The organism is Pseudomonas sp. C8002, assembly GCF_013385765.1.
GTDB lineage: Bacteria > Pseudomonadota > Gammaproteobacteria > Pseudomonadales > Pseudomonadaceae > Aquipseudomonas.
In genome coordinates this window covers 226,618-248,011 of the sequence record NZ_JACAPJ010000002.1, presented here as the reverse complement: position 1 = coordinate 248,011, position 21,394 = coordinate 226,618, and the positions used below count along the sequence as shown (strand labels likewise).

General features: G+C 58.1%; 15 protein-coding genes, 4 tRNA genes and 1 pseudogene. 3 read left to right on the top strand and 17 right to left on the bottom strand.

Annotation, left to right across the window (positions count from 1 at the left end; genetic code table 11):
• Positions 1 to 65: 65 nt before the first annotated feature.
• On the bottom strand, positions 66 to 1,106 hold the full coding sequence (locus HX814_RS02985; protein ID WP_177009384.1) for a hypothetical protein: 1,041 nt from the start codon (positions 1,104 to 1,106) through the stop codon (positions 66 to 68).
• Between the two features lie 877 nt (positions 1,107 to 1,983).
• On the opposite strand from HX814_RS02985, the gene HX814_RS31645 reads away from it, so the two are divergent.
• Both HX814_RS31645 and HX814_RS02975 read left to right on the top strand, forming a co-directional pair.
• Complete coding sequence (locus tag HX814_RS31645) at positions 1,984 to 3,261, top strand: O-antigen ligase family protein (protein WP_177009383.1); 1,278 nt, start codon at positions 1,984 to 1,986, stop codon at positions 3,259 to 3,261.
• A 392-nt stretch (positions 3,262 to 3,653) separates the two neighbouring features.
• Complete coding sequence (locus HX814_RS02975; protein ID WP_177009382.1) at positions 3,654 to 4,769, top strand: acyltransferase; 1,116 nt, start codon at positions 3,654 to 3,656, stop codon at positions 4,767 to 4,769.
• A 42-nt stretch (positions 4,770 to 4,811) separates the two neighbouring features.
• Here HX814_RS02975 and HX814_RS02970 read toward each other — a convergent pair whose 3' ends face one another.
• The 3 genes and pseudogenes from HX814_RS02970 to HX814_RS02955 form a co-directional block, all read right to left on the bottom strand.
• Positions 4,812 to 5,849: a hypothetical protein gene (locus HX814_RS02970; RefSeq protein ID WP_177009381.1), complete on the bottom strand. Its 1,038-nt coding sequence runs from the start codon at positions 5,847 to 5,849 to the stop codon at positions 4,812 to 4,814.
• Positions 5,850 to 6,137: 288 nt separating this feature from the next.
• A pseudogene (locus tag HX814_RS31415) lies at positions 6,138 to 7,263 on the bottom strand (IS3 family transposase); the annotation flags it as partial.
• A gap of 120 nt (positions 7,264 to 7,383) precedes the next feature.
• Positions 7,384 to 7,460 (bottom strand) — tRNA-Val (locus HX814_RS02955).
• Between the two features lie 183 nt (positions 7,461 to 7,643).
• Here HX814_RS02955 and HX814_RS02950 point away from each other — a divergent pair.
• Positions 7,644 to 8,927: an FAD-binding oxidoreductase gene (locus tag HX814_RS02950; protein ID WP_003212689.1), complete on the top strand. Its 1,284-nt coding sequence runs from the start codon at positions 7,644 to 7,646 to the stop codon at positions 8,925 to 8,927.
• A 166-nt stretch (positions 8,928 to 9,093) separates the two neighbouring features.
• Here HX814_RS02950 and HX814_RS02945 read toward each other — a convergent pair.
• The 13 genes from HX814_RS02945 to HX814_RS02885 form a co-directional block, all read right to left on the bottom strand.
• Positions 9,094 to 9,170 (bottom strand) — tRNA-Asp (locus tag HX814_RS02945).
• Between the two features lie 105 nt (positions 9,171 to 9,275).
• Positions 9,276 to 9,352 (bottom strand) — tRNA-Asp (locus HX814_RS02940).
• A gap of 55 nt (positions 9,353 to 9,407) precedes the next feature.
• Positions 9,408 to 9,483, bottom strand: a tRNA-Val gene (locus HX814_RS02935).
• A gap of 107 nt (positions 9,484 to 9,590) precedes the next feature.
• Positions 9,591 to 10,355: an SDR family oxidoreductase gene (locus HX814_RS02930; protein WP_177009378.1), complete on the bottom strand. Its 765-nt coding sequence runs from the start codon at positions 10,353 to 10,355 to the stop codon at positions 9,591 to 9,593.
• 11 nt (positions 10,356 to 10,366) lie between these two features.
• Positions 10,367 to 11,578: an O-succinylhomoserine sulfhydrylase gene (locus HX814_RS02925; RefSeq protein WP_008438742.1), complete on the bottom strand. Its 1,212-nt coding sequence runs from the start codon at positions 11,576 to 11,578 to the stop codon at positions 10,367 to 10,369.
• A 66-nt stretch (positions 11,579 to 11,644) separates the two neighbouring features.
• Positions 11,645 to 13,150, bottom strand: coding sequence for an amidophosphoribosyltransferase (gene purF / locus HX814_RS02920; RefSeq protein WP_003212683.1), 1,506 nt, complete (start codon positions 13,148 to 13,150; stop codon positions 11,645 to 11,647).
• Between the two features lie 41 nt (positions 13,151 to 13,191).
• A complete protein-coding gene (locus HX814_RS02915) occupies positions 13,192 to 13,749 on the bottom strand; it encodes a CvpA family protein (RefSeq protein ID WP_003212681.1) in 558 nt (185 codons plus the stop codon).
• Positions 13,750 to 14,003: 254 nt separating this feature from the next.
• On the bottom strand, positions 14,004 to 14,666 hold the full coding sequence (locus HX814_RS02910; protein ID WP_087693954.1) for an SPOR domain-containing protein: 663 nt from the start codon (positions 14,664 to 14,666) through the stop codon (positions 14,004 to 14,006).
• A complete protein-coding gene (folC, locus tag HX814_RS02905; RefSeq protein ID WP_008438745.1) occupies positions 14,650 to 15,957 on the bottom strand; it encodes a bifunctional tetrahydrofolate synthase/dihydrofolate synthase in 1,308 nt (435 codons plus the stop codon). Before folC ends, HX814_RS02910 begins: the two co-directional genes overlap by 17 nt.
• Positions 15,954 to 16,874 carry an acetyl-CoA carboxylase, carboxyltransferase subunit beta gene (gene accD, locus HX814_RS02900; RefSeq protein WP_003212675.1) on the bottom strand — a complete coding sequence of 307 codons (921 nt, stop codon included), beginning with the start codon at positions 16,872 to 16,874 and terminating at the stop codon, positions 15,954 to 15,956. The genes folC and accD overlap by 4 nt, the downstream gene beginning before the upstream one ends.
• 243 nt (positions 16,875 to 17,117) lie before the next feature.
• Positions 17,118 to 17,750 carry a phosphoribosylanthranilate isomerase gene (locus HX814_RS02895; RefSeq protein WP_003212673.1) on the bottom strand — a complete coding sequence of 211 codons (633 nt, stop codon included), beginning with the start codon at positions 17,748 to 17,750 and terminating at the stop codon, positions 17,118 to 17,120.
• A gap of 63 nt (positions 17,751 to 17,813) precedes the next feature.
• On the bottom strand, positions 17,814 to 18,638 hold the full coding sequence (gene truA, locus HX814_RS02890; protein ID WP_003212671.1) for a tRNA pseudouridine(38-40) synthase TruA: 825 nt from the start codon (positions 18,636 to 18,638) through the stop codon (positions 17,814 to 17,816).
• A 156-nt stretch (positions 18,639 to 18,794) separates the two neighbouring features.
• Positions 18,795 to 21,362: a FimV family protein gene (locus tag HX814_RS02885; RefSeq protein ID WP_177009377.1), complete on the bottom strand. Its 2,568-nt coding sequence runs from the start codon at positions 21,360 to 21,362 to the stop codon at positions 18,795 to 18,797.
• Positions 21,363 to 21,394 lie beyond the last annotated feature (32 nt).

Sequence of the window (21,394 nt, the reverse complement as noted above, 5' to 3'; positions counted from 1 at the left end):
CCTATACCCTGGGAATAAATATTCCCAATAAAAAAGCCCGCTCAATGCGGGCTTTTTTTCCATGATTATCCGGAAAAAGGTATGGGTTCAACCATATAGCAATCAACGCAGTCTGAAGTGATGACGTTATCCAGGATCAGAGGGGATTCGGTCGCAGGTCGAAGGAACCCCGTACGAATGGATGCGGTATAGACCCCAACGTTTACTGTATTGAGGCGAGCCCTTGCGTTAATCGACACACAATCAATGCTGTAATTCATCCCCATCCCCAAGCCGCAATTTTCACCACCTGAATTAATCACGCGGGTAGAGTCCTGCCCCTCGATGACGACACCCCAGGCGGTCTGTTCAGGATCGACACCTGGCTCTGTAGCCGTGCAATAACTATCAAGAATGGTGTTGTACTCACCACCGTTGTCCAGCAGCAGCATGCAGCGCCCAGTCCAGTCGACCGACGTGATGTTCTCGATCACACAGTGTTGTGCGTAGTGCAGATGCAGCCCTACCGCAGCGTCCCCGGTGAATTCAAGGTTGCGGATGTACACGTTTTTAATCGGGTCACATAAAGCCACGATTGCGCCCTGGGGATGATCACGTTTGATTACGCGATTAACAATCAATGAGTTAGCCAGCACATAAATAACCTGGCGAACCTCCAGCGGGCCGTCGAGTGGCATCGGGTAGGTTGCAAAATCGGTTGAAGCATCCGAGATGACGATCCAGGAACCGTTTGTGTACGGAGTGGTATCAGCCACGGAGATTTCGGTCGTATTGACGTAGGCCGGCGCGGTCAGATAACTGCCCGGGCGAACATTACCCTGGTAGTCGATGGCGGCATAACTCGGATCTGTTGGGTCCAGCGGGTTACGACCGATCCCTGAAACGTCGATAGTGACCTTATCGATCCCTGGTGCTGGCTCGATGATCTGCCCACTGTAGGGCCAATTGTCATCACGGTTTAGCAGGACTGTTGTCCCGATCGGGCAGTCAGTGCCATTGATTTGAATCCAGCGGTATCCGGCCTTCATCACCGACTGGAGTTGAGGGCCGTTATCCGCAGAGGGATCCGGCGTAAAAACATAAGGGGTATCGCTGTAAATTGACATATGACTTCTCCCGATTTCCCATGGCCATTTTTTGGCGAAAAAAACTGTACATATATACAGCTAAAAATCCTACAAAAGCAGTATTCTCTAGCTCACTTTATTGCCCACCGACACCGCCATACGCATCACACGCGCCGGACGCGTGATCACTCCGTTGTCGCGTTCAGTGAGGCTGATCGGAGACGGGAAAAGAAGATGCCGAAGCACGCTCGAAAGAAGCACAACGGGATAAATCGAAAAGCCAGGGAGGGACGCCGAATTGTCATTTTGAGGAGGTAGGTTGCAAAGGCTTCGCACATCGCAACAAAAAAGGGCCCACCCTTCGGTGAGCCCTTCCAGACCGCCCAGAAGAGCGGATTTTGTTTGGTCGGCGCCATTGGACTCGAGCCAGCGACCCCCACCATTTGAAGGTGATCCCGAGAAATATGTAACCGATTGATCCACAGGGGAAAATTCTCCCTTTTGAAGGCTACGAATTTGCCGTTTCACCCTATAAGAATCAATAACTTAGGGTTGTATATTCCTACAGTAGTCACCCACTCCCAGTGTCCTGCCAACCGAGCAACTCGAAATCCTCTCGCTACACCGAAACACGTCTACAATTTCAGCAATTCGAACGGATCTTCGATTACCGCAATACAAAGGAACCATCATGCCACTTATTAATTTTCGATCACGTTTCGCGCTTTCGGCAAGCTTGCCATGACAAGTTGACTATTCTGGCGCGCAGATGGGCGGCATGACGCTGCCTCAAAAGGCGCTCAAGACAATAAAGAATGCATGAAGTGTGCTTTTTTAAGTTTTGTTACTACAGGGATAGTCGAACATGCTTTTATTTTTATCAGCTGTTTTACTGTGCATTCCACTAAGAATATTCGTGCCTGCTCTTGGCGTTGAAATTGCCCCATCTGACTTTCTATGCCTACTTATCCTCCCTTACATACTAATCATTCACCACAAGATAAATAAGTGGCTGCTACTCAGCATAATTTTCTCTTTCATCTCACTAATATACATACAATTATTTATCCAGCCGGGAAACATCGCCAGATCTATTTTCTCCATAGCGTTTTTCTTCAAGCCATACCTGGTCTATTTGCTGGGTAGAAACATTGGAGAGTCAAGCATTCACCCTGACAGGTTCAACAAGACATTAATCTATCTACTCACGGCAACCGCGCTTGCAGCAACGGTTGACGCGATTTTCATGAAGGGCCACGTTACTATATTTACTGAATTTGAGCGTATCCCAGGCGAAGTCATTTACGGCGCCGTCTTCGACCCTACATTTTTCGGTATGAAATTTCATGGTAGCAATGGAATAAATGGAATAGCTGTATTTTTTTCGACGGCATTCATGATTTGTCTAGCGCTAGGCGTAATCATGAAACCCAAAAAAAGCATACGGATTATTTCGTACACTGGAATGTTGTGCAGCTTGATACTCGTCCTAGGCAGTGGATCTAGACAAGCTGCATTTGGTTTAATCGTTAGTTGCTTATGTTGCTTCTTCGCGGGAAAAATGACAGTCGGCAGGATATTTAGAGCTGCTCTATACATCACGCTTGCCATCGTTACATCTGCAACCATAATAGCGATTTTTTCAGACTACTTTATTGAATTATTCGCCAAAATACTTTTGATGACAGACAACATCTACTCTGGAAATTGGGATGGAGTTTCATCAGGAAGATTAGGCCTGTACATGATAATTATTGATGACTTAATAAGCAGCCCGATATTTGGTACTGGCTTTGGTGGCTATGGGCTTTTTAACTCTGAGCTTGGCTACTTCGATAACGATGTGAGCACATCAGGTTATACGCCACACAATCAATATTTAGGTGCCATTTGGAAAATGGGAGGTCTTGCTGGATTGTTCTATCTGATATTCCTGTGGAGCATCGTAAAACCTTTCTTCAAAATCCCTCAAAGCGATGAATTTCAAAAGAGATTTTACATTGCAATGATGGCAATGGTCATACCATTCTTTACTGTATTCAATGTATTTCAAGATGGTCTTTCTTCCCCATCTACAGGCCCTATATTTCTGCTGATAATGGGTTTCTACTGGCGACGCGCATTCAACTTAAGCTCAAAAAATAATTCAACAATGCCTGCCCAACCTCACGCTGCATTCCATCCGGTCAATTAAATAAAAAGCATAAGCCGCACTAGGCATACGTATCGTTTTTTAGAGCGCCTCGCGAGAGGGAATGATCGCCAGTCCTAGGGAAGCCTTCGGGTTGGGGGCAAGAGAAAGCCATTCAGGGAATATTTCTTGAGCGAAGAAGGCAGAGAGCGCTCTGAAGACACCGCAGATCGAACTCGGCGAATTGAAGCGGGCGTCCACGGAGCCCGGCATTCTCAGCATGAAGCTTGCTGCCGACCAACGCGACTACCTGCTCAGGGAGAACCAGCAACTGCTGACGGAGCTAAAGAAATTCACAACATAGGCAGAATGACACCAGCTTTTGGCTTTACGAGTGCAATCTGTATAGAATTCGCCACAAAATCGAAACATGTCAGAAATAAAAAGGAAAAATCATGCAACGGATCGCTTTTGCGAACGCCTTACGCGGTATCGCAGCCATCTGTGTGGTCATTGCCCACTACATCCTGATGTTCAACTATCTCCGCGGTGAATTCGGCGGCCTTCCGGCACTTGCGGAGAACCCGTTTCCAGGCATGATGATCAGCGTCTTCAACCCGCTCGACAATTTGAACATGGGTGCGTTCGGTGTTGCTTTGTTCTTCCTGATCAGTGGCCTGGTGATTCCAATCTCAGTCGCCAGCCTGCAAGGCAAGCAGCTCGCAAAAACGAAGTTTGTCATAGGTCGGTTGTTCAGGATCTGGCCTACCTACATTGTCGGGCTGCTGATCACGCTTGGTGCGCTGGAGGTTGCTGCGGGCTACATGGGTTACACAACCTCATACACTGCACCACAAGTACTGATGCAGATGTCGTTGTTCCGTGACTGGTTCGGCAGCTCGACACCGTTGGACGGGGTTGTGTGGACGCTTGAAGTGGAAATCAAGTTTTACCTGGTGGTACTTCTGTGTTGGTCGATGATTGGCAGGGGCAAGCTCTTTCCTCTATTCGCCCTGGGTATCGCAACCATCCTGGCCGCGAACCTCTATCCGGGGAATATCTACCAAACGGGACCGCTTGCCGCCTTTGTTTACCCGATCAAATACATCTTCTTCATGCTGATCGGCGTGGCGTTTAATTATCACTTCCGAGGCCTGCTGAGTCTTGAACGGCTGTTTGCCATTTCCGCAGGAATGCTTTGCGTTTTCGGTTACAGCTGTATCACAGAGGGGTGGCAGATCGAGGTTATCGTTTCCTACTGTGCCGCCTTTGCACTGTTCACATCCTTCTACCTACTGGCCCAGGACTGGAGTGGCGGCCCGGTGTTCGACTTCCTGGCGAATATCAGCTACCCCCTGTATGCATGCCATGGTGCCTTTGGCATCGTAGGAATGCGCATCATGATCGACCAAGGTATCAGCGAAATTCCGGCATTGATTATTCAAACAGCTATAACGATCCTGTTATCTTGGTTGATACACAAGGCCATCGAAAACCCGACACATATCCTTGGCAAGAAGATCGCGAGGTCACTCGACGATCCTAAAAACCTGCAGCACGTTCCGCTGTAACATGAAAAAGCCCGCAAAATGCGGGCTTTTTAATGCCTGTTTTTAGGAAAACGGCTGTGGATTAACGATGTAACAATCGACGCTATCATCACTGATGTATGTGTTCAGGGCGAGCGGGCTGCCTACTTTTGGCCTCAAGAATCCGCTACGGATAGATGCAAACGTTACAGCGGCGTTCACCGTATTCAGCCTGGCCCGGGTGTTTACGAACACGGTGTCAATGCTATAGGTCATCGCCGCACCGTTGCCGCACCGCTCGCCGCCAGAGTTAACTATTTTGGTCGAGTCCTGCCCCTCCACCACCACACCCCAGGCATTTTGCTCAGGGCCTACGCCTGCTTCGGTACCGGTACAGTAGCTATTCAGGATCAGGTTGTTCTCACCGCCGTTGTCGAGCAACAGCATGCATCGACCTCTCCAATCCACCGACGTAATGTTTTCAAGTACGCACTGCTGCGCGTAGTGCATATGCAGGCCGACGGTGGCGTTACCGGTGAACTCAAGGTTGCGGATGTATACGTTTTGGATCGGCGTGCACTTGGCGACAATGGCGCCCAGCGGGTGTTCACGCTTGATCACGCGGTTGATGATCAACGATCCAGCCAGAACAAAGATGACCTGGCGGACTTCCATAGGGCCATCGAGTGGCAGCGGCATATTGGGGAAGTCAGTCGACGCGTCGGAAATAACGATCCAGTCGCCGTTGGTGTACTTCGATGAGTCACCGACAAAGATCTGGGTCGTATTCACATGCGCGATGGCGGTCAGGTAGCTGGCCGGACGCACGTTGCCCTGATAGTCGATAGCCGCATAGCTAGGGTTAGACGGCTGATCCGGGTGTCTGCCCACGCCTGTGCAGTCGATTGTCACCTTGTCGATGCCAGGTGCTGGCTCAATGATCTGCCCGCTATACGGCCATTTGTCGTCACGATTCAGAAGAACGGTGGTGCCGATTGGGCATTCGGTGCCGTTGATTTGGAGCCAACGGTAACCGGCTTTCAACAGCGCTTGGATCCGTGGCCCATTATCATTCTCAGGGTCCGGGGTGAAGACGTAAGGGGTATCTCTGTAAATCGGCATGAACTCTCTCTTAATTCTTTTATTGGCGCCAAATCGGCACCGACTAACTGTACATCCATACAGTTATTTTATAAAGGTCTTGCGCAAGCAATTGATAATATTGTTTTTTATCGTGCCTTCTGTGAGAAGGAATCTCTGTCCTGTCAAGACCTACCGTTTATACATTTGATCGCAATCAACGAGCAATCGCTCCGGCGTACGCCTGCCAAGCCGCAGCGCGGTCACGGCGTTCCCCCCATTCGTCGGTGATGGCGATAATTCGTTGAGCATGCGCTGAGTAACGTTTGGCTCAACGGACTGCATGAAATCCTGTTGTCGCTCAGGCAGAAGCGCCGCCCTCAAGATCCCGTTGACCCGCTCTGCCAAAGCATTTTGGTAGCAGTCATAGCCGCCCGTCATGGAACACCGGATGCCGTGTTTCGCGTGCTGTTCCTGGTATATTCCCAAGCGATACTGGCCGGCTCTGTCCGAGTGATGAACCAGTGGCTGCGCGGTTTGATCCTGATTCACGGCTCGACGTAACCTGCACTACCGACTCGGTGTGCAGACTTTCATGGACCTGGTAACCACGACCTTTCGCGAAAAAGCATCCGTCACAAGTCTCAGATAGGCCACACCTTCCTGAACGGGCAGTTAGGTGATGTCAGCTACCCGGATTTTTTCCGGACCGATTGGAACAACCTGATCAGGACCCGGTTTAAGTAGGTGCGGATGGCGCAGAAAGCGATGATGACTGTCGGTCGTCTTGTGCTACGCCCGCTCGCGGACCACCAGTAAACGCCTTCGGTGCAGGATCGAAAACAGCCGATCTCGCCCCACTTGCAGTTCAAGTTGAGGCTGGCAACGCAGCAAGTGGTGCGGCTTTCGGGTACCCAGACGCGGCCGACGCTGACTTTTTTGTTGAACGAAGTCGGCAACTTTCTGATCCAGAACCAGGCGAGTTGCATCGGTGCGATTGCGTTTGCAGTAAGCCTGTCGGCTTATCCCCAAGCACTGGCAAGCCCTGCTGATGCTCAGGTTCTGGATTGGTTTATGCGCGAGGAATTGCCGGGACGCTTTTTTACGACAGAGAGACCGTAGGCGTTTTTCAAGACATCCACGACCGCCTCGAAAAACTGCGCTTTCTGATTGGAAAACGCCAACTGTTCTTCAAGCATCTTTGATGCGTTGCCATGGCGTTAGTGGTCGGTTTCTGTCGGGCACAGACCCAATCCCGGCGAGCCAATCTATGTGCCGGGGCTACACTCTTGCCGACCACGCTTGCGTAACCGCGTCAGAACGGTGGTTTTGCCTTGAATCCGGTAGCGCTCTTGAGCCTATTTACAGCCCAGCTCGCCGTTTCGACTTGGTCGACGACCGACAATTTAAAGGTCAGCGTGTAGTCTCGATGGCTACGCCTTTTTCCTGTCTCCATTACGCCCTCCTGGAAATAGATCAGAAGGTGTAGACCTCATTCAGGACGAAACACAGGCAACAAAAAAGGGCTCACCTTTCGGTGAGCCCTTCTAGACCGCCCAGCAGAGCGGATTTTGTTTGGTAGGCGCGATTGGACTCGAACCAACGACCCCCACCATGTCAAGGTGGTGCTCTAACCAACTGAGCTACGTGCCTGCTGTGAGGCGGCATTCTACGGAATTCCCGAGGGGTGTCAACACCTTTTTTGCAGCTAAGCCTATGAATATGCGAATTTTTTATTTGTGGCCAGCACAACCGTATTTTCCGGCGGCTGGCAGCGGATTTTCAACTCAGGTAGGATCGGCGCACTCGTAAAAAATATAAAACAGAGGTTCCAGGATGGCGAACACCCCCTACCCCCAGTCGTATTACGCCGCGTCTGCGAATGCGGTACCTCCTCGCCCAGAGCTGCAAGGTGAAGTCGAAACCGATGTGTGCGTGATTGGCGCCGGTTATACCGGCCTGTCCAGTGCGCTGTTCCTGCTGGAAAACGGCTTTCGCGTGACAGTGCTGGAAGCTGCCAAGGTAGGCTTTGGCGCGTCGGGCCGCAATGGTGGGCAGATCGTCAACAGCTACAGCCGTGATATCGATGTGATCGAGCGCAGTGTCGGCCCCCAGCAGGCGAAATTACTCGGCGACATGGCATTTGAAGGCGGCAGGATCATTCGGGAGCGGGTGGCCAAGTATCAGATCCAGTGCGATCTGAAGGACGGCGGTGTGTTCGCGGCACTGAACAGCAAGCACATGGGCCACCTGGAGTCGCAGAAGCGCCTGTGGGAGCGCTACGGCCACACTCAGTTGGAGTTGCTGGACGAGCGGCGCATTCGCGAGGTGGTCGCCTGTGACAACTATGTGGGCGGCCTGCTCGACATGAGCGGCGGGCACATTCACCCGCTGAACCTGGCGCTGGGCGAAGCGGCAGCCGTGGAGTCCCTGGGCGGCACGATTTATGAGCAGTCGGCGGCGACTCGCATCGAGCGCGGCGCCAATCCGGTGGTGCATACGGCGCACGGCAAGGTCAGGGCCAAGTTCATTATTGTCGCGGGCAACGCCTATCTGGGGAACCTGGTTCCGGAACTGGCGGCCAAGTCGATGCCGTGTGGTACGCAGGTGATTACCACCGCACCACTGGGCGATGAACTGGCGAAGACGCTGCTGCCACAGGATTACTGCGTCGAGGACTGCAATTACCTGCTGGACTACTACCGCCTGACGAGCGACAAGCGCCTGATCTTCGGCGGTGGCGTGGTGTACGGCGCGCGTGACCCGGCGAATATCGAGGCGATCATCCGGCCGAAGATGCTCAAGGCCTTCCCGCAGCTCAAGGACGTGAAGATCGACTACGCCTGGACCGGCAATTTCCTGCTGACCTTGTCGCGCCTGCCGCAGGTTGGTCGCCTGGGGGATAACATCTACTACTCCCAGGGCTGTAGCGGCCATGGCGTGACGTATACCCACTTGGCGGGCAAGGTACTGGCGGAAGCGCTGAGGGGCCAGGCAGAACGTTTTGATGCGTTTGCCGGCCTGCCGCACTACCCCTTCCCCGGCGGACAACTGTTGCGCACGCCGTTTGCGGCGCTGGGGGCATGGTATTACGGGTTGCGGGACAAGCTGGGATTCTGACCCCGGACCACGGGGCTGGCTTGCCGGCCCCTGTACTTGCCGCGCCGGCACCCAATCGCAGACACAAAAAACCCCGGTCTTTCGACCAGGGTCTTTGCTATCGATCCAACCAAGCCAGCGGCTTGCTTTGGCGTCTCAGGGCGTTCAGTGGGCCCTGGAACAGATATGGCGCAGCGGACGGGACTCGAACCCGCGACCCCCGGCGTGACAGGCCGGTATTCTAACCGACTGAACTACCGCTGCGTATCGCTCAGACTGCTGAAGTGTCACCTTCAACCGCCTTCAAACATCTGACTGACCAGCCTTGGCTGTTCAATCTCAAATCTGAAACATCAGACCTGGAAAATATGGCGCAGCGGACGGGACTCGAACCCGCGACCCCCGGCGTGACAGGCCGGTATTCTAACCGACTGAACTACCGCTGCGCGTCGGTGCAACCTTTAACGTTGCGTCTTGCCCTAGGGCAAAACTCTCAAGAAGTGGTGGGTGATGACGGGATCGAACCGCCGACCCTCTGCTTGTAAGGCAGATGCTCTCCCAGCTGAGCTAATCACCCTTTGCTTCGTTGAGGCCGCGAAATTTACGCAGGTAGCGGACCTAAGTCAATAGCCTGCTTGAAGTTTTTCTGAAAAAGACAAAATGGCTTCAGGACCGCGACCCGCCCTACTCGGTGTAAATCATCTTCTTGCTCATGCCGCCGTCGACGACGAACTCTTGCCCGGTGACAAACCCGGCATTGCGCGACAGCAACCACGCCACCATCGCCGCTACGTCTTCCACAGTGCCTACCCTGCCCGCCGGGTGCTGGGCGTGATCCGCATCCGTCAGCGGCTCGGCACGGCGTGCAGCCGGGTCACGGGCATCGATCCAGCCCGGGCTGACGGCATTGACCCGTACTTCCGGCCCGAGGCTGATAGCCAACGCGTGGGTCAGGGCCAGCAAACCGCCCTTGCTCGCCGCATAGGCTTCGGTGTCCGGTTCCGACTGGCGTGCCCGGGTCGACGCCAGGTTGACGATGGCGCCGCCGTGGGCCCGCAGGTAGGGCGCACAGTGCTTGGCCAGCAACATGGGACCACTGAGGTTCACCGCCAGTACACGATTCCAGTAAACCAGGTCGAGACTTTCCAGGGTGATGTTGCGCGGGCCGGCCACGGCGGCATTGCACACCAGCGCATCCAGGCGCCCGAACTGGCCAAGTACCTCGGCCACGCCCTGGGCAACCTGCCGCTCATCGGCCACGTCCATGGTAATAAACCAGGCGTTGTCGCCGAGCACCTTGGACACCTTGGAACCGCGCTCTCGGTCCAGGTCCGTCAATACCACCTGCCAGCCTTCGCTGATCAACCAGGCGGCAATCCCCAGGCCGATGCCCCGCGCCGCGCCGGTCACCAGCGCGACCCGCCCGTTACTGGCGCTCGCCGCCTCCATGGACCACTCGATCACAGGGCAGCCAACCCACGGGCCAGGTCGGCCTGCAGGTCAGCGACGTCTTCCAGGCCCACGGCAATGCGGATCAGGCTGTCACGAATCCCGGCAGCTTCACGCTCCTGCGGCGCCAGGCGGCCGTGGGAGGTGGTGCTCGGGTGAGTGATAGTGGTCTTGCTGTCACCCAGGTTGGCGGTGATGGAGATCAGGCGAGTCGCATCGATAAAGCGCCAGGCGCCCTCTTTGCCGCCCTTGACCTCGAAACTCACCACGGCGCCGAAACCACGCTGCTGGCGCTGGGCCAACTCGTGTTGCGGGTGGCTCTTGAGGCCGGCGTAGTGGACTTTCTCGATGCCGTCCTGCTGCTCCAGCCACTCGGCCAGGGCCTGGGCGTTGGCACAATGGGCCTTCATCCGCAGGCTCAAGGTCTCCAGGCCTTTAAGGAAGATCCAGGCGTTGAACGGGCTCAGGGTCGGGCCGGCGGTGCGCAAGAAGCCCACCACTTCCTTCATCTGCTCGCTGCGGCCGGCAACCACGCCACCCATGCAACGGCCCTGGCCGTCGATGAACTTGGTGGCCGAGTGCACAACGATGTCTGCGCCCAGCTTCAGCGGCTGCTGCAATGCAGGGGTGCAGAAGCAGTTGTCGACGATCAGCATCGCGCCCTTGGCGTGGGCCACTTCGGACAATGCGGCAATGTCCACCAGCTCGGCCAATGGATTGGACGGCGACTCGACGAACAGCAATTTGGTGTTGGCCTTGATGGCCGCGTCCCAGCCGGACAGGTCCGCCAGCGGCACGTAGTCGACTTCAATACCAAAACGCTTGAAGTACTTTTCGAACAGGCTGATGGTCGAACCAAACACGCTGCGCGATACCAGGACGTGGTCACCGGCACTGCACAGGCTCATGACTACCGCGAGAATCGCGGCCATGCCCGTGGCAGTGGCGACAGCTTGCTCGGCGCCTTCCAGCGCGGCGATACGCTCTTCGAACGCGCGCACGGTCGGGTTGGTGTAACGCGAATAAACGTTGCCCGGTACTTCACCGGCAAAACGCGCAGCGGCGTCGGCCGCAGTGCGGAACACATAGCTGGAGGTAAAGAACATCGGGTCACCGTGCTCACCTTCCGGGGTGCGGTGCTGGCCGGCGCGCACAGCCAGGGTATCGAAAGCTACGCCATCGAGGTCGCTGTCCAAGCGACCGGCATCCCATTCCTGACTCATGCTCTACTCCTCAACTCGAATGCTTTATCAAAGATACAAAACCGGCCCCTCAGGGCCGGTGTCTACTCAGTTGTTGTACAGGTCGATGATCGCGCTGACCGCCTGGGTCTTGATCTTCGAGGAATCGTTACGGGCCTGCTCGATCTTGTTCAGGTAGGCCTCGTCGACATCGCCGGTGACGTACTTGCCGTCGAACACCGCGCAATCGAACTCCTCGATCTTGATCTTGCCACCACCGACGGCTTCGATCAGGTCCGGCAGGTCCTGGTAGATCAGCCAGTCGGCGCCGATCAGGTCCGCAACGTCCTGGGTCGAACGATTGTGGGCGATCAGTTCGTGGGCGCTCGGCATGTCGATGCCGTACACGTTCGGGTAACGCACGGCAGGCGCGGCGGAACAGAAGTAAACGTTCTTCGCACCGGCTTCGCGGGCCATCTGGATGATCTGCTTGCAGGTGGTGCCGCGTACGATGGAGTCATCCACCAGCATCACGTTCTTGCCGCGGAACTCCAGCTCGATCGCGTTGAGCTTCTGGCGCACCGACTTCTTGCGCGCAGCCTGGCCAGGCATGATGAAGGTACGGCCGATGTAACGGTTTTTGACGAAGCCTTCGCGGAATTTCACGCCCAGGTGGTTCGCCAACTCCAGCGCAGCGGTGCGGCTGGTGTCCGGGATCGGGATAACCACGTCGATGTCGTGATCCGGGCGCTCGCGCAGGATCTTGTCCGCCAGCTTCTCGCCCATGCGCAGGCGCGCCTTGTACACCGAAACACCGTCGATGATCGAATCCGGACGCGCCAGGTAGACGTGTTCGAAGATGCACGGGGTGAGTTTCGGGTTCAGTGCGCACTGACGGGTGTGCAGCTTGCCGTCTTCAGTGATGTAGACCGCTTCGCCCGGCGCCAGGTCGCGAATCAGGGTAAAGCCCAGCACGTCCAGGGACACGCTTTCGGAAGCGATCATGTACTCGACGCCTTCGTCGGTATGACGCTGGCCGAACACGATCGGGCGGATGCCGTGGGGGTCGCGGAAACCGACGATACCGTAGCCGGTCACCATCGCCACTACCGCATAGCCACCGACGCAACGGTTGTGCACGTCAGTCACGGCAGCGAACACGTCTTCTTCGGTCGGCTGCAGCTTGCCGCGCTGGGCCAGCTCGTGGGCGAACACGTTCAGCAGTACTTCGGAGTCCGAGTTGGTGTTGACGTGGCGCAGGTCAGATTCGTAAATCTCCTTGGCCAGTTGTTCAACGTTGGTCAGGTTGCCGTTGTGCGCCAGGGTGATGCCATAGGGCGAGTTGACGTAGAACGGCTGGGCTTCGGCCGAGGTCGAGCTGCCCGCTGTCGGGTAGCGCACGTGGCCAATGCCCATGTGCCCGACCAGGCGCTGCATGTGGCGCTGATGGAACACGTCACGCACCAGACCATTGTCCTTGCGCAGGAATAACCGGCCGTCGTGGCTGGTCACAATACCGGCAGCATCCTGGCCGCGGTGCTGGAGGACGGTTAGCGCGTCATACAGCGCCTGATTCACGTTCGACTTACCGACGATACCGACGATGCCACACATGCGACGCAACCCCTACTTAATGAATCTTGACTGAACACAACTTACTGAGGCGTTTTGGCCGGCAAGAGGTGTTCCTTGAACGGAAGATCAGCGGGTACGCTGATCCCGCTGGCCAGCCACTGACTGCTCCACCCCAAAATGAGGTTTTTGGACCAATCTGCAACCAATAGAAATTTTGGCACGAGTACCGACTCCTGCCACCACGAATCCTGCTGTACCGGCCCCAGGCTCAACAGCCCGACCGCCACGACCACCAGCAAGCCGCCACGCGCGGCGCCGAAGGCCATGCCGAGAAATCGATCGGTCCCGGAGAGGCCGGTGACGCGTATCAATTCGCCGATAAGATAATTGACCATTGCCCCCACCAACAACGTGGCGATGAACATGATGGCGCAGCCCGCGATGACGCGAGCCGAAGGTGTCTCGATGTATCCGGCCAGATAGACAGACAATGAACCGCCGAACATCCAGGCTACAACTCCTGCGATGATCCATGTCAGCAGCGACAATGCTTCTTTGACGAAGCCGCGGCTCAGACTGATCAAAGCGGAGATGGCGACGATTGCAACGATCGCCCAATCAACCCAGGTAAATGGCACAGTTCAGCCTACAGACGGATAAGGCGGCGCATTTTAGCAGAGCGCTGGGCTATCGGTAAGCTGTGATTGGCAGTGCATTTGAAATCAATGAGTTATAGGGGAAACCGGCCTGTTGCGGCACACCCAAAACACTTGCGGGAGCGGGCCTGCTCGCGAAGGCGGTGGGGCAGCCAATAAATCTGCTGACTGATACACCGCTTCGCGAGCAAGCCCGCTCCCACATTGACCGCATCCCAGCTTGAATCCTTGCAGCCTCAGCCTTTTTCGGGCTGGAAGCGAACCACAAAACCCTTGAGGTTCTGCTGGCGATCCAACAGGTCCCGCAGGCGATCGGCTTCGGCGCGCTCGATCAGCGGCCCGATGAATACCCGGTTCTTGCCATCGGCGCTGCGGATATAGGCGTTGTAACCCTGGGTGCGCAGCTTCTTCTGCAACGCATCAGCACTTTCGCGGTTAGCCAGGCTGGCCAGCTGGATCGACCAACTGATCGGCAAGCCATTCGGGTCAATACGGCTCTGGCCCACGTCCGGCTTGCCTGGTGCCGCAGGTTGCGGGGCCACAGGTTTTGGCGCTGGCGCCGGCGCCGCAGGCTTCGCAGCAACTGCAGGAGCAGCAGGCGCAGGCTTAACCACCGGCACGCTCGGCTGCACCGGCATCGACGGCGCTTGCTGTGCAGCCACTTCGTCATCGGTCGGCACCGGCTCTTCTTCCGGCAGCGCTTGCGGCTCGGGAACCACCACCGGCTCAACCTGAACCTGAGGCACCGCAGGCGCCTGGGGCGCAGCTGGCGCTTCAACGGTCACTTGGCGCTGCTCATCCTGACGGGAAAACAGCATCGGCAGGAAAATCACCGCCAACGCCACCAGGACCAGGGCTCCAACCATTCGCTGCTTGTATGCGCTATCCAGTAATGCCATGTGCAGCTTCCTCCGTGGAGCGCCGGGCCAACCATTCGAGCGCCTCGGCAACACAATAAAATGATCCGAACAACAGAATCTCATCCTCAGGCGTCGCAACCGCGCACTGGGCTTCCAGGGCGGCTGTCACGCTTGCATGGGACGTCACGGACGCGCCAAGGTTCTGCAAGGCAACCTGCAACTCGATGGCAGGACGACTGCGGGACGTATCCAGCGGTGCAACCGCCCAGGCCTGGACGTCGCCCAGCAAGGGTGCAACCACGCCGTCCAGGTCCTTGTCGGACAACAACCCGAACACCGCGAGGCGGCGACCGGCGGGCGGCGTGCGTGCCAGGCGCCTGGCCAGGTATTCAGCGGCGTGAGGGTTATGCCCCACGTCCAGCAGCAGGTTCAGGCGCTTGCCCTCCCAGTCGAACGTGCGCCGGTCAAGGCGCCCCACCACGCGAGTAGCCTGCAACGTAGCGGCAATCTGCTCGGCATGCCAGGGCAAATCCAGCAACAGGTAGGCTTGCAGCGCGAGCGCGGCGTTTTCCATCGGCAGGTTCAGCAGTGGCAAGTCGCGCAACTCGACGGTTTGACCGCGCGCGTCAAGCCCGCGCCATTGCCAGAATTGGTCGCCAATCTCGAGATTGAAATCACGCCCGCGCAGGAAGAACGGGCAATCCAGCTCGCGCACCTTGTCCAGCAAGGTATGCGGCGGGTCCAGGTCGCCGCACAGTGCAGGCTTGCCCTGGCGGAAGATCCCGGCTTTTTCATAGGCCACGGACTCACGGGTGTTACCCAGGTAGTCCGCATGGTCGACACCAATACTGGTAATCAGCGCCAGGTCGGCATCCACCACGTTGACCGTGTCCAGACGCCCACCCAGGCCGACTTCCAGCACCACCACATCCAGCTGCGCACGCTCGAACAGCCAGAACGCCGCCAGGGTGCCCATCTCGAAATAGGTCAGGGAAATCTCGCCACGCCCGGCATCAAGTGCGGCGAAGGCTTCGCAGAGTTGCTCGTCAGTGGCTTCGACGCCATTGAGCTGCACCCGTTCGTTGTAGCGCAGCAGGTGCGGCGAGTTGTACACCCCGACCTTCAGGCCCTGGGCTTGCAGCAAGGCCGCGACGAAGGCGCAGGTAGAGCCCTTGCCGTTGGTGCCGGTCACCGTGATCACACGCGGCGCCGGCCGGCCCAACCCGAGGCGGGCCGCTACCTGTTGCGAGCGCTCCAGGCCCATGTCGATGGCTGACGGATGCAACTGCTCAAGGTAGGCGAGCCATTCGCCCAGGGTACGTTGGGTCATATGTTTGCAGGCACCGGTGGCACGACAATCGGCTCGATTTTAGGCGCGACGTACACAGGTGTCGGCAGGCCCATCATTTGCGCCAGCAGGCTACCCAGGCGCGGACGCAGTTCGCCGCGCGGAATGATCAGATCGATCGCGCCGTGCTCCAGCAGGAACTCGCTGCGCTGGAAGCCTTCCGGCAGTTTTTCGCGAACGGTTTGCTCGATAACACGCGGGCCGGCAAAGCCGATCAGCGCCTTCGGCTCACCGACGATCACGTCACCCAGCATCGCCAGGCTGGCGGACACACCGCCGTAGACCGGGTCGGTCAGCACGGAGATGAACGGAATACCTTCTTCGCGCAGACGCGCCAGTACCGCGGAGGTCTTGGCCATTTGCATCAGGGAGATCAGTGCTTCCTGCATCCGCGCACCACCGGAGGCGGCGAAGCAGATCATCGGGCAACGGTTTTCCAGCGCGTAGTTGGCGGCACGTACGAAACGCTCACCGACGATGGCGCCCATCGAGCCGCCCATGAAGGAGAATTCGAAGGCCGAAACCACCACCGGCATGCCCAGCAGCTTGCCGCTGACGGAAATCAGCGCGTCCTTTTCACCGGTCTGCTTCTGGGCCGCGGTCAGGCGGTCCTTGTACTTCTTGCCGTCGCGGAACTTCAAACGGTCAACCGGCTCCAGGTCAGCGCCCAGTTCGGAGCGACCATCGGCGTCGAGGAAAATATCAATGCGGGCGCGGGCGCCGATACGCATGTGGTGATTGCACTTGGGGCAAACGTCCAGGGTCTTTTCCAGCTCCGGGCGGTACAGCACCGCGTCGCAGGATGGGCACTTGTGCCAAAGACCTTCAGGAACCGAGCTTTTCTTCACCTCGGAACGCATGATCGAAGGGATCAGTTTGTCTACTAACCAGTTGCTCATGCTTTCTTTCTCCAGTACCGGTGGCTTGAACACAGCCCCGCGTATGCCCTTGAGCTAAATTCATATGTGGCGATGACACAAACTGGACGGGGTCAGACGTTCGACCAGCCATTTCCTGCCTGTGCCCTCAGCCTTCCAGACAACCTGCCGTGCAGGGTTGCCACTTCATTTCCGGGCCTCCCACAGGCGGCGCCGGGCTGTTTTACACAGTGGTAGTTATGGACGGCGGCAGACTGCCAGCCGTCACATCGTCCCGCTGCTGTCGCGCACGGCCTGCATGAATGCGCGAATCCTTGCGTGATCCTTGATGCCCTTGCCCTGCTCTACCCCGCCGCTGACGTCCACGGCATACGGCCGAACCTGCTGGATGGCACTGGCCACGTTGTCCGGATTCAGGCCGCCCGCGAGGATAATCGGCTTGCTCAACCCCTCGGGAATCAACGACCAGTCAAACGCCTCGCCCGTACCACCGGGAACGCCTTCGACGTAGGTGTCGAGAAGAATCCCGCGAGCCCCGCCATAGGCAGCGCATGCCGCAGCAATATCGTCCCCGGCCTTGACCCGCAGCGCCTTGATGTACGGGCGCTGGTAGCTCTCGCACTCGTCCGGACTCTCATCGCCATGGAACTGCAGCATGTCCAGTTGCACGGCGTCGAGGGTTTCATTGAGCTCGCAGCGGCTGGCGTTGACGAACAACCCCACGGTGGTCACGAACGGCGGCAACGCGGCAATGATCGCCCGCGCCTGCAACACATTCACCGCCCGCGGGCTTTTGGCATAAAACACGAAACCGATGGCATCGGCCCCCGCCTCGACCGCCGCCAACGCGTCTTCTATGCGGGTAATCCCGCAAATCTTGCTGCGAACGGCAGACATGTCGATGAAACCTCAGGGCGTGTCCGGGAAAGTCCCGGATGGTAACAAATGCTTTTGAGGGCGTCAGCCGCCAAGTTCGCTGAAACCTGTGAGGAAGTGTGGCCCGATGAATCGCTGGGGCAATTCGAACTCGTCGCGGTACTCCACATCCACCAGGTACAGGCCGAACGGATGCGCCGTGACGCCGCCGGTACGGCGAATCCGGCTTTCCAGGACTTCCCTGGCCCATTCCACCGGGCGTTCGCCGGTACCGATGGTCATCAGCACCCCGGCGATATTGCGCACCATATGGTGCAGGAACGCGCCGGCGCGGATATCCAGCACGATCATCTTGCCGTGGCGCGTCACCCGCAGGTGGTGGACTTCCTTGATCGGCGACTTGGCCTGGCACTGCCCGGCACGGAACGCGCTGAAATCGTGGATACCTACAAGATGCTGGGCCGCCTCGGCCATGCGCTCGGCGTCCAGCGGGCGGTGGTTCCAGGTGATTTCTTCGTTGAGATGGGCCGGGCGGATCTGATCGTTGTAGATCACATAGCGATAACGCCGGGCGATGGCCTTGAAGCGCGCGTGAAAGTCCGCCGGCATCACCTTGGCCCAACTGACGCTGACGTCGTGGGGCAAGTTGATATTCGCGCCCATCACCCATGCCTTCATCGAGCGCTCGGCCTGAGTGTCAAAGTGCACCACTTGCCCGCAAGCGTGCACGCCGGCATCAGTACGCCCGGCGCACATCAGCGACACCGGTGAGTCGGCGACTTTCGACAGGGCCTTCTCCAGGGTTTCCTGCACCGTCGGCACACCGGAGGCCTGGCGTTGCCAGCCACGATAGCGCGAGCCTTTGTATTCCACGCCCAGGGCGATTCTGAAAAAGCCTGCGGCCGCCATTTCGGCGGCCGCGTTATCTATATTTGCCAAGAACTGAGAGCCTGATGAGTTGCGCAAAGGCGGCCATTATAAGGCCGCGCGCCTGGGACGCCATGGATTTGGTGCCTGGATGGCAAAACGGCAGCCCGAAGGCTGCCGTTGTATTTACCGCGCGTATCAAGCCAGCCGGCTGAGCATTTCCTTGGCCTCGCCCTTCTGACCGTCATCGCCTTCCTTGAGCACCTCGCCAAGAATGTCCCGCGCACCGTCGGCATCGCCCATGTCGATGTAGGCCTGCGCCAGGTCGAGCTTGGTGGCCACTTCGTCGGTACCGGAGAGGAAGTCGAATTCCGGCTCATCGCCACCCAACGCCGCGTCGTCGGCGGTGAAGGACGGTTCGATTGGCGGATGTTCCAGGCTTTGCGAAAGGCGATCCAGCTCGGCGTTGACATCATCAAGCTCCGACGCAAACGCGTCCGGCTTGGCCGCTGCAGGCGCCTCGGGCTCGTCGGCCAGGGACAGGTCGAAATCCTCCGGCAGGTCGAGGTCGTCCAGGTCGGCCGGCGTCAGTGTCGGCGGCTCTACCGGCGGCAGGTCCTTCATCTGGTCTTCAAGGCCGGAGAGGAAGTCGTCGTCGGACTGGGCCGACGAGGGTGGATCGAGTTGCAGGTCCAGGTCGAAATCCGAGAGGTCTTCCGCACTGGCCTTGGCCTCGGTCTGCTGTTGCAGCACCGATTCAAAGCTAAGGTCGTCGTCCGACGTCGGGCGGACCACGGCTGGCGAAGCAGCCTCCAGATCGTCCAGGCTGAGGTCGAAGTCAGTGTCAAACGCGTCCGGCGCAGGCTCAGGTGCAGGCGGTGCCGGGTCGTCCTTGAGCAGGTCCTTGACGTATTGGGCGTCGAGAGCGGCAGCGGCAACGGCAGCGCTGACGCCTGCTGCGAACACGGCCATGGCCGGGAAGCGGCTTTTCAGTTGTTCGACCTGGGCATGGTTGTCGCCATTGGCGACCAACTGGCGCTCCTGGGTGACAAACCCGTCCTTGTTGCCCTGCAAGCCGTGGACTTCCATCAGCTTGAGACGCAGGTCACTGCGGGCGGGCTCTTGCTTGATTGCATCTTCCAGCACTTCCGCAGCCTGGTTCAGGTGGCCACGGTCGATATGCGACTGGGCTTGCGCCAGGGCGTCGGTCGGACGCTGCACAGCAACAGGTGCGACCACCGGGGCAATCACCGGGGCAACCACCGCCGCCGAGGCTGGAGCTGGAGCTGGAGCTGGAGCTGGAGCCAGCTTGACGTTCGGCGGCGGTACATCAAGGCCTTCGAAACTGTCAGATGGCAGATCGTGATCAATGTTCGGCGCAAATTCCGGCTCTTCAGCCAGGGCCCGTGCCATGCGCAGGTGCTTTTCTTCTTCAAGCCGCGCATTGCGATGACGGGCCCACAGCAGCAGAAGCAACAGCACCAGCAAACCCGCTGCGCCGCCGATCACCCCCAGCACGATCGGGTTGGTCAGCAGGTCGTTGAATTTACCTTCAGTGCTGGCAGGTGCCGCATCCGGCTTGACCGGGGTCTCGACCGGCGCAGCCGCGGGGGTTGCTGCCGGAGCTGCCGCTGCCGCCGCCGGTTGTGCAGCCAGCTCGGCCGGCATCGCCGCCGTTGCAGCAGGCTGCGCCGCAGCGCCACCCGGGGTCTGCAACTTGGCCAGTTGGTTGTTCTTGAGCTCGATCAGCCGCTGCAGCTTGTCCAGCTGACTTTGCAGGTCAGCCATGCGGCTTTTCAGTTCTTCATTCTCGCGACGGGTCGAATCCAGGCTTTCCTGGGTCACCGCCAGCTTGTTGTTCAAGGCCCGGCTGTCGCCCGCCGCGCCCTTCCCGCCTTTCCTGGCCGCTTCGGCCGAGACCAGGCTCAAATTGTCCTTGGTATTGGTCTGCGACGGCGCATTACCCGCCTGGGTACGCTTGGTCGCGTCCAGCTGCGCCTTGCCGGCGAGCTGATTGCCGCCACGGCGGCCCTCGCGCCACGCCGCGTTTTGCGCCGTCACTTCAGCAATCGCCTCGGGCTGCGGCAGGCTGGTGCTTTGCCCCGAATCCGGCAGGCGCAGGACCTGGCCGGTTTTCATGCGGTTGATGTTGCCGTCGATAAAGGCGTCAGGGTTCAGCGCCTGAATGGCCAGCATGGTCTGCTGCACCGAGGCGCCATTGCGGTTTTTCGCGGCGATTTCCCACAAGGTGTCACGGGAAGTCGTGGTGTGTTCCTTGGCCTTGGTGACTGCCGGAGCCGTCGTCGCAGGCGCACTCAAGCGTGGCGCGGGTGCAGGTGCACCGGCGGCCGGGGTCGACTGGTCGAACTTGGCCGGGTCCAGCAACACGCTGTAGTCGCGCATCAGGCGGCCGTTGGGCCATTGCACCTGCAGCAGGAAACGCACGTAGGAATCCGGCAGCGGCTTGCTGGAGGTGACACGCACCACACTGCGGCCGTTGGGATTGACCACCGGGGTAAAGGTCAGGTCGTTCAGGAACGCCTGGCGATCGACGCCCGCATCCACAAAGGCCTGGGACGACGCGAGGCTGGGGGTGATCTCGGAGGCGGTCAGGCCACCGACATCGAGCAACTCGATTTCCACCGACAGCGGCTGGTTCAGCTTCGACTTGAGGGTCATCTCCCCAAGCTGCAGTGCTTGCGCCATACCGGAGGACAGCGCCGAGGCGGCCGCTATTGCTAACACCAGTTTGCGAACTTGAACCATAGCCTCATCCTTTTTGAACACTCCCCGGCCGG

What these genes read in the sequence shown, in the direction of transcription:
- HX814_RS02985 (WP_177009384.1), bottom strand. Translation starts at nt 1,106, where the DNA reads ATGTCAATTTACAGCGATACCCCTTATGTTTTTACGCCGGATCCCTCT.
- HX814_RS02925 (WP_008438742.1), bottom strand. Translation starts at nt 11,578, where the DNA reads ATGAGTCAGGAATGGGATGCCGGTCGCTTGGACAGCGACCTCGATGGC.
- truA (WP_003212671.1), bottom strand. Translation starts at nt 18,638, where the DNA reads ATGGCGGCCGCAGGCTTTTTCAGAATCGCCCTGGGCGTGGAATACAAA.
- HX814_RS02975 (WP_177009382.1), top strand. Translation starts at nt 3,654, where the DNA reads ATGCAACGGATCGCTTTTGCGAACGCCTTACGCGGTATCGCAGCCATC.
- HX814_RS02895 (WP_003212673.1), bottom strand. Translation starts at nt 17,750, where the DNA reads ATGTCTGCCGTTCGCAGCAAGATTTGCGGGATTACCCGCATAGAAGAC.
- HX814_RS02970 (WP_177009381.1), bottom strand. Translation starts at nt 5,849, where the DNA reads ATGCCGATTTACAGAGATACCCCTTACGTCTTCACCCCGGACCCTGAG.
- HX814_RS02910 (WP_087693954.1), bottom strand. Translation starts at nt 14,666, where the DNA reads ATGGCATTACTGGATAGCGCATACAAGCAGCGAATGGTTGGAGCCCTG.
- accD (WP_003212675.1), bottom strand. Translation starts at nt 16,874, where the DNA reads ATGAGCAACTGGTTAGTAGACAAACTGATCCCTTCGATCATGCGTTCC.
- HX814_RS02950 (WP_003212689.1), top strand. Translation starts at nt 7,644, where the DNA reads ATGGCGAACACCCCCTACCCCCAGTCGTATTACGCCGCGTCTGCGAAT.
- HX814_RS02930 (WP_177009378.1), bottom strand. Translation starts at nt 10,355, where the DNA reads ATGGAGGCGGCGAGCGCCAGTAACGGGCGGGTCGCGCTGGTGACCGGC.
- folC (WP_008438745.1), bottom strand. Translation starts at nt 15,957, where the DNA reads ATGACCCAACGTACCCTGGGCGAATGGCTCGCCTACCTTGAGCAGTTG.
- purF (WP_003212683.1), bottom strand. Translation starts at nt 13,150, where the DNA reads ATGTGTGGCATCGTCGGTATCGTCGGTAAGTCGAACGTGAATCAGGCG.
- HX814_RS02885 (WP_177009377.1), bottom strand. Translation starts at nt 21,362, where the DNA reads ATGGTTCAAGTTCGCAAACTGGTGTTAGCAATAGCGGCCGCCTCGGCG.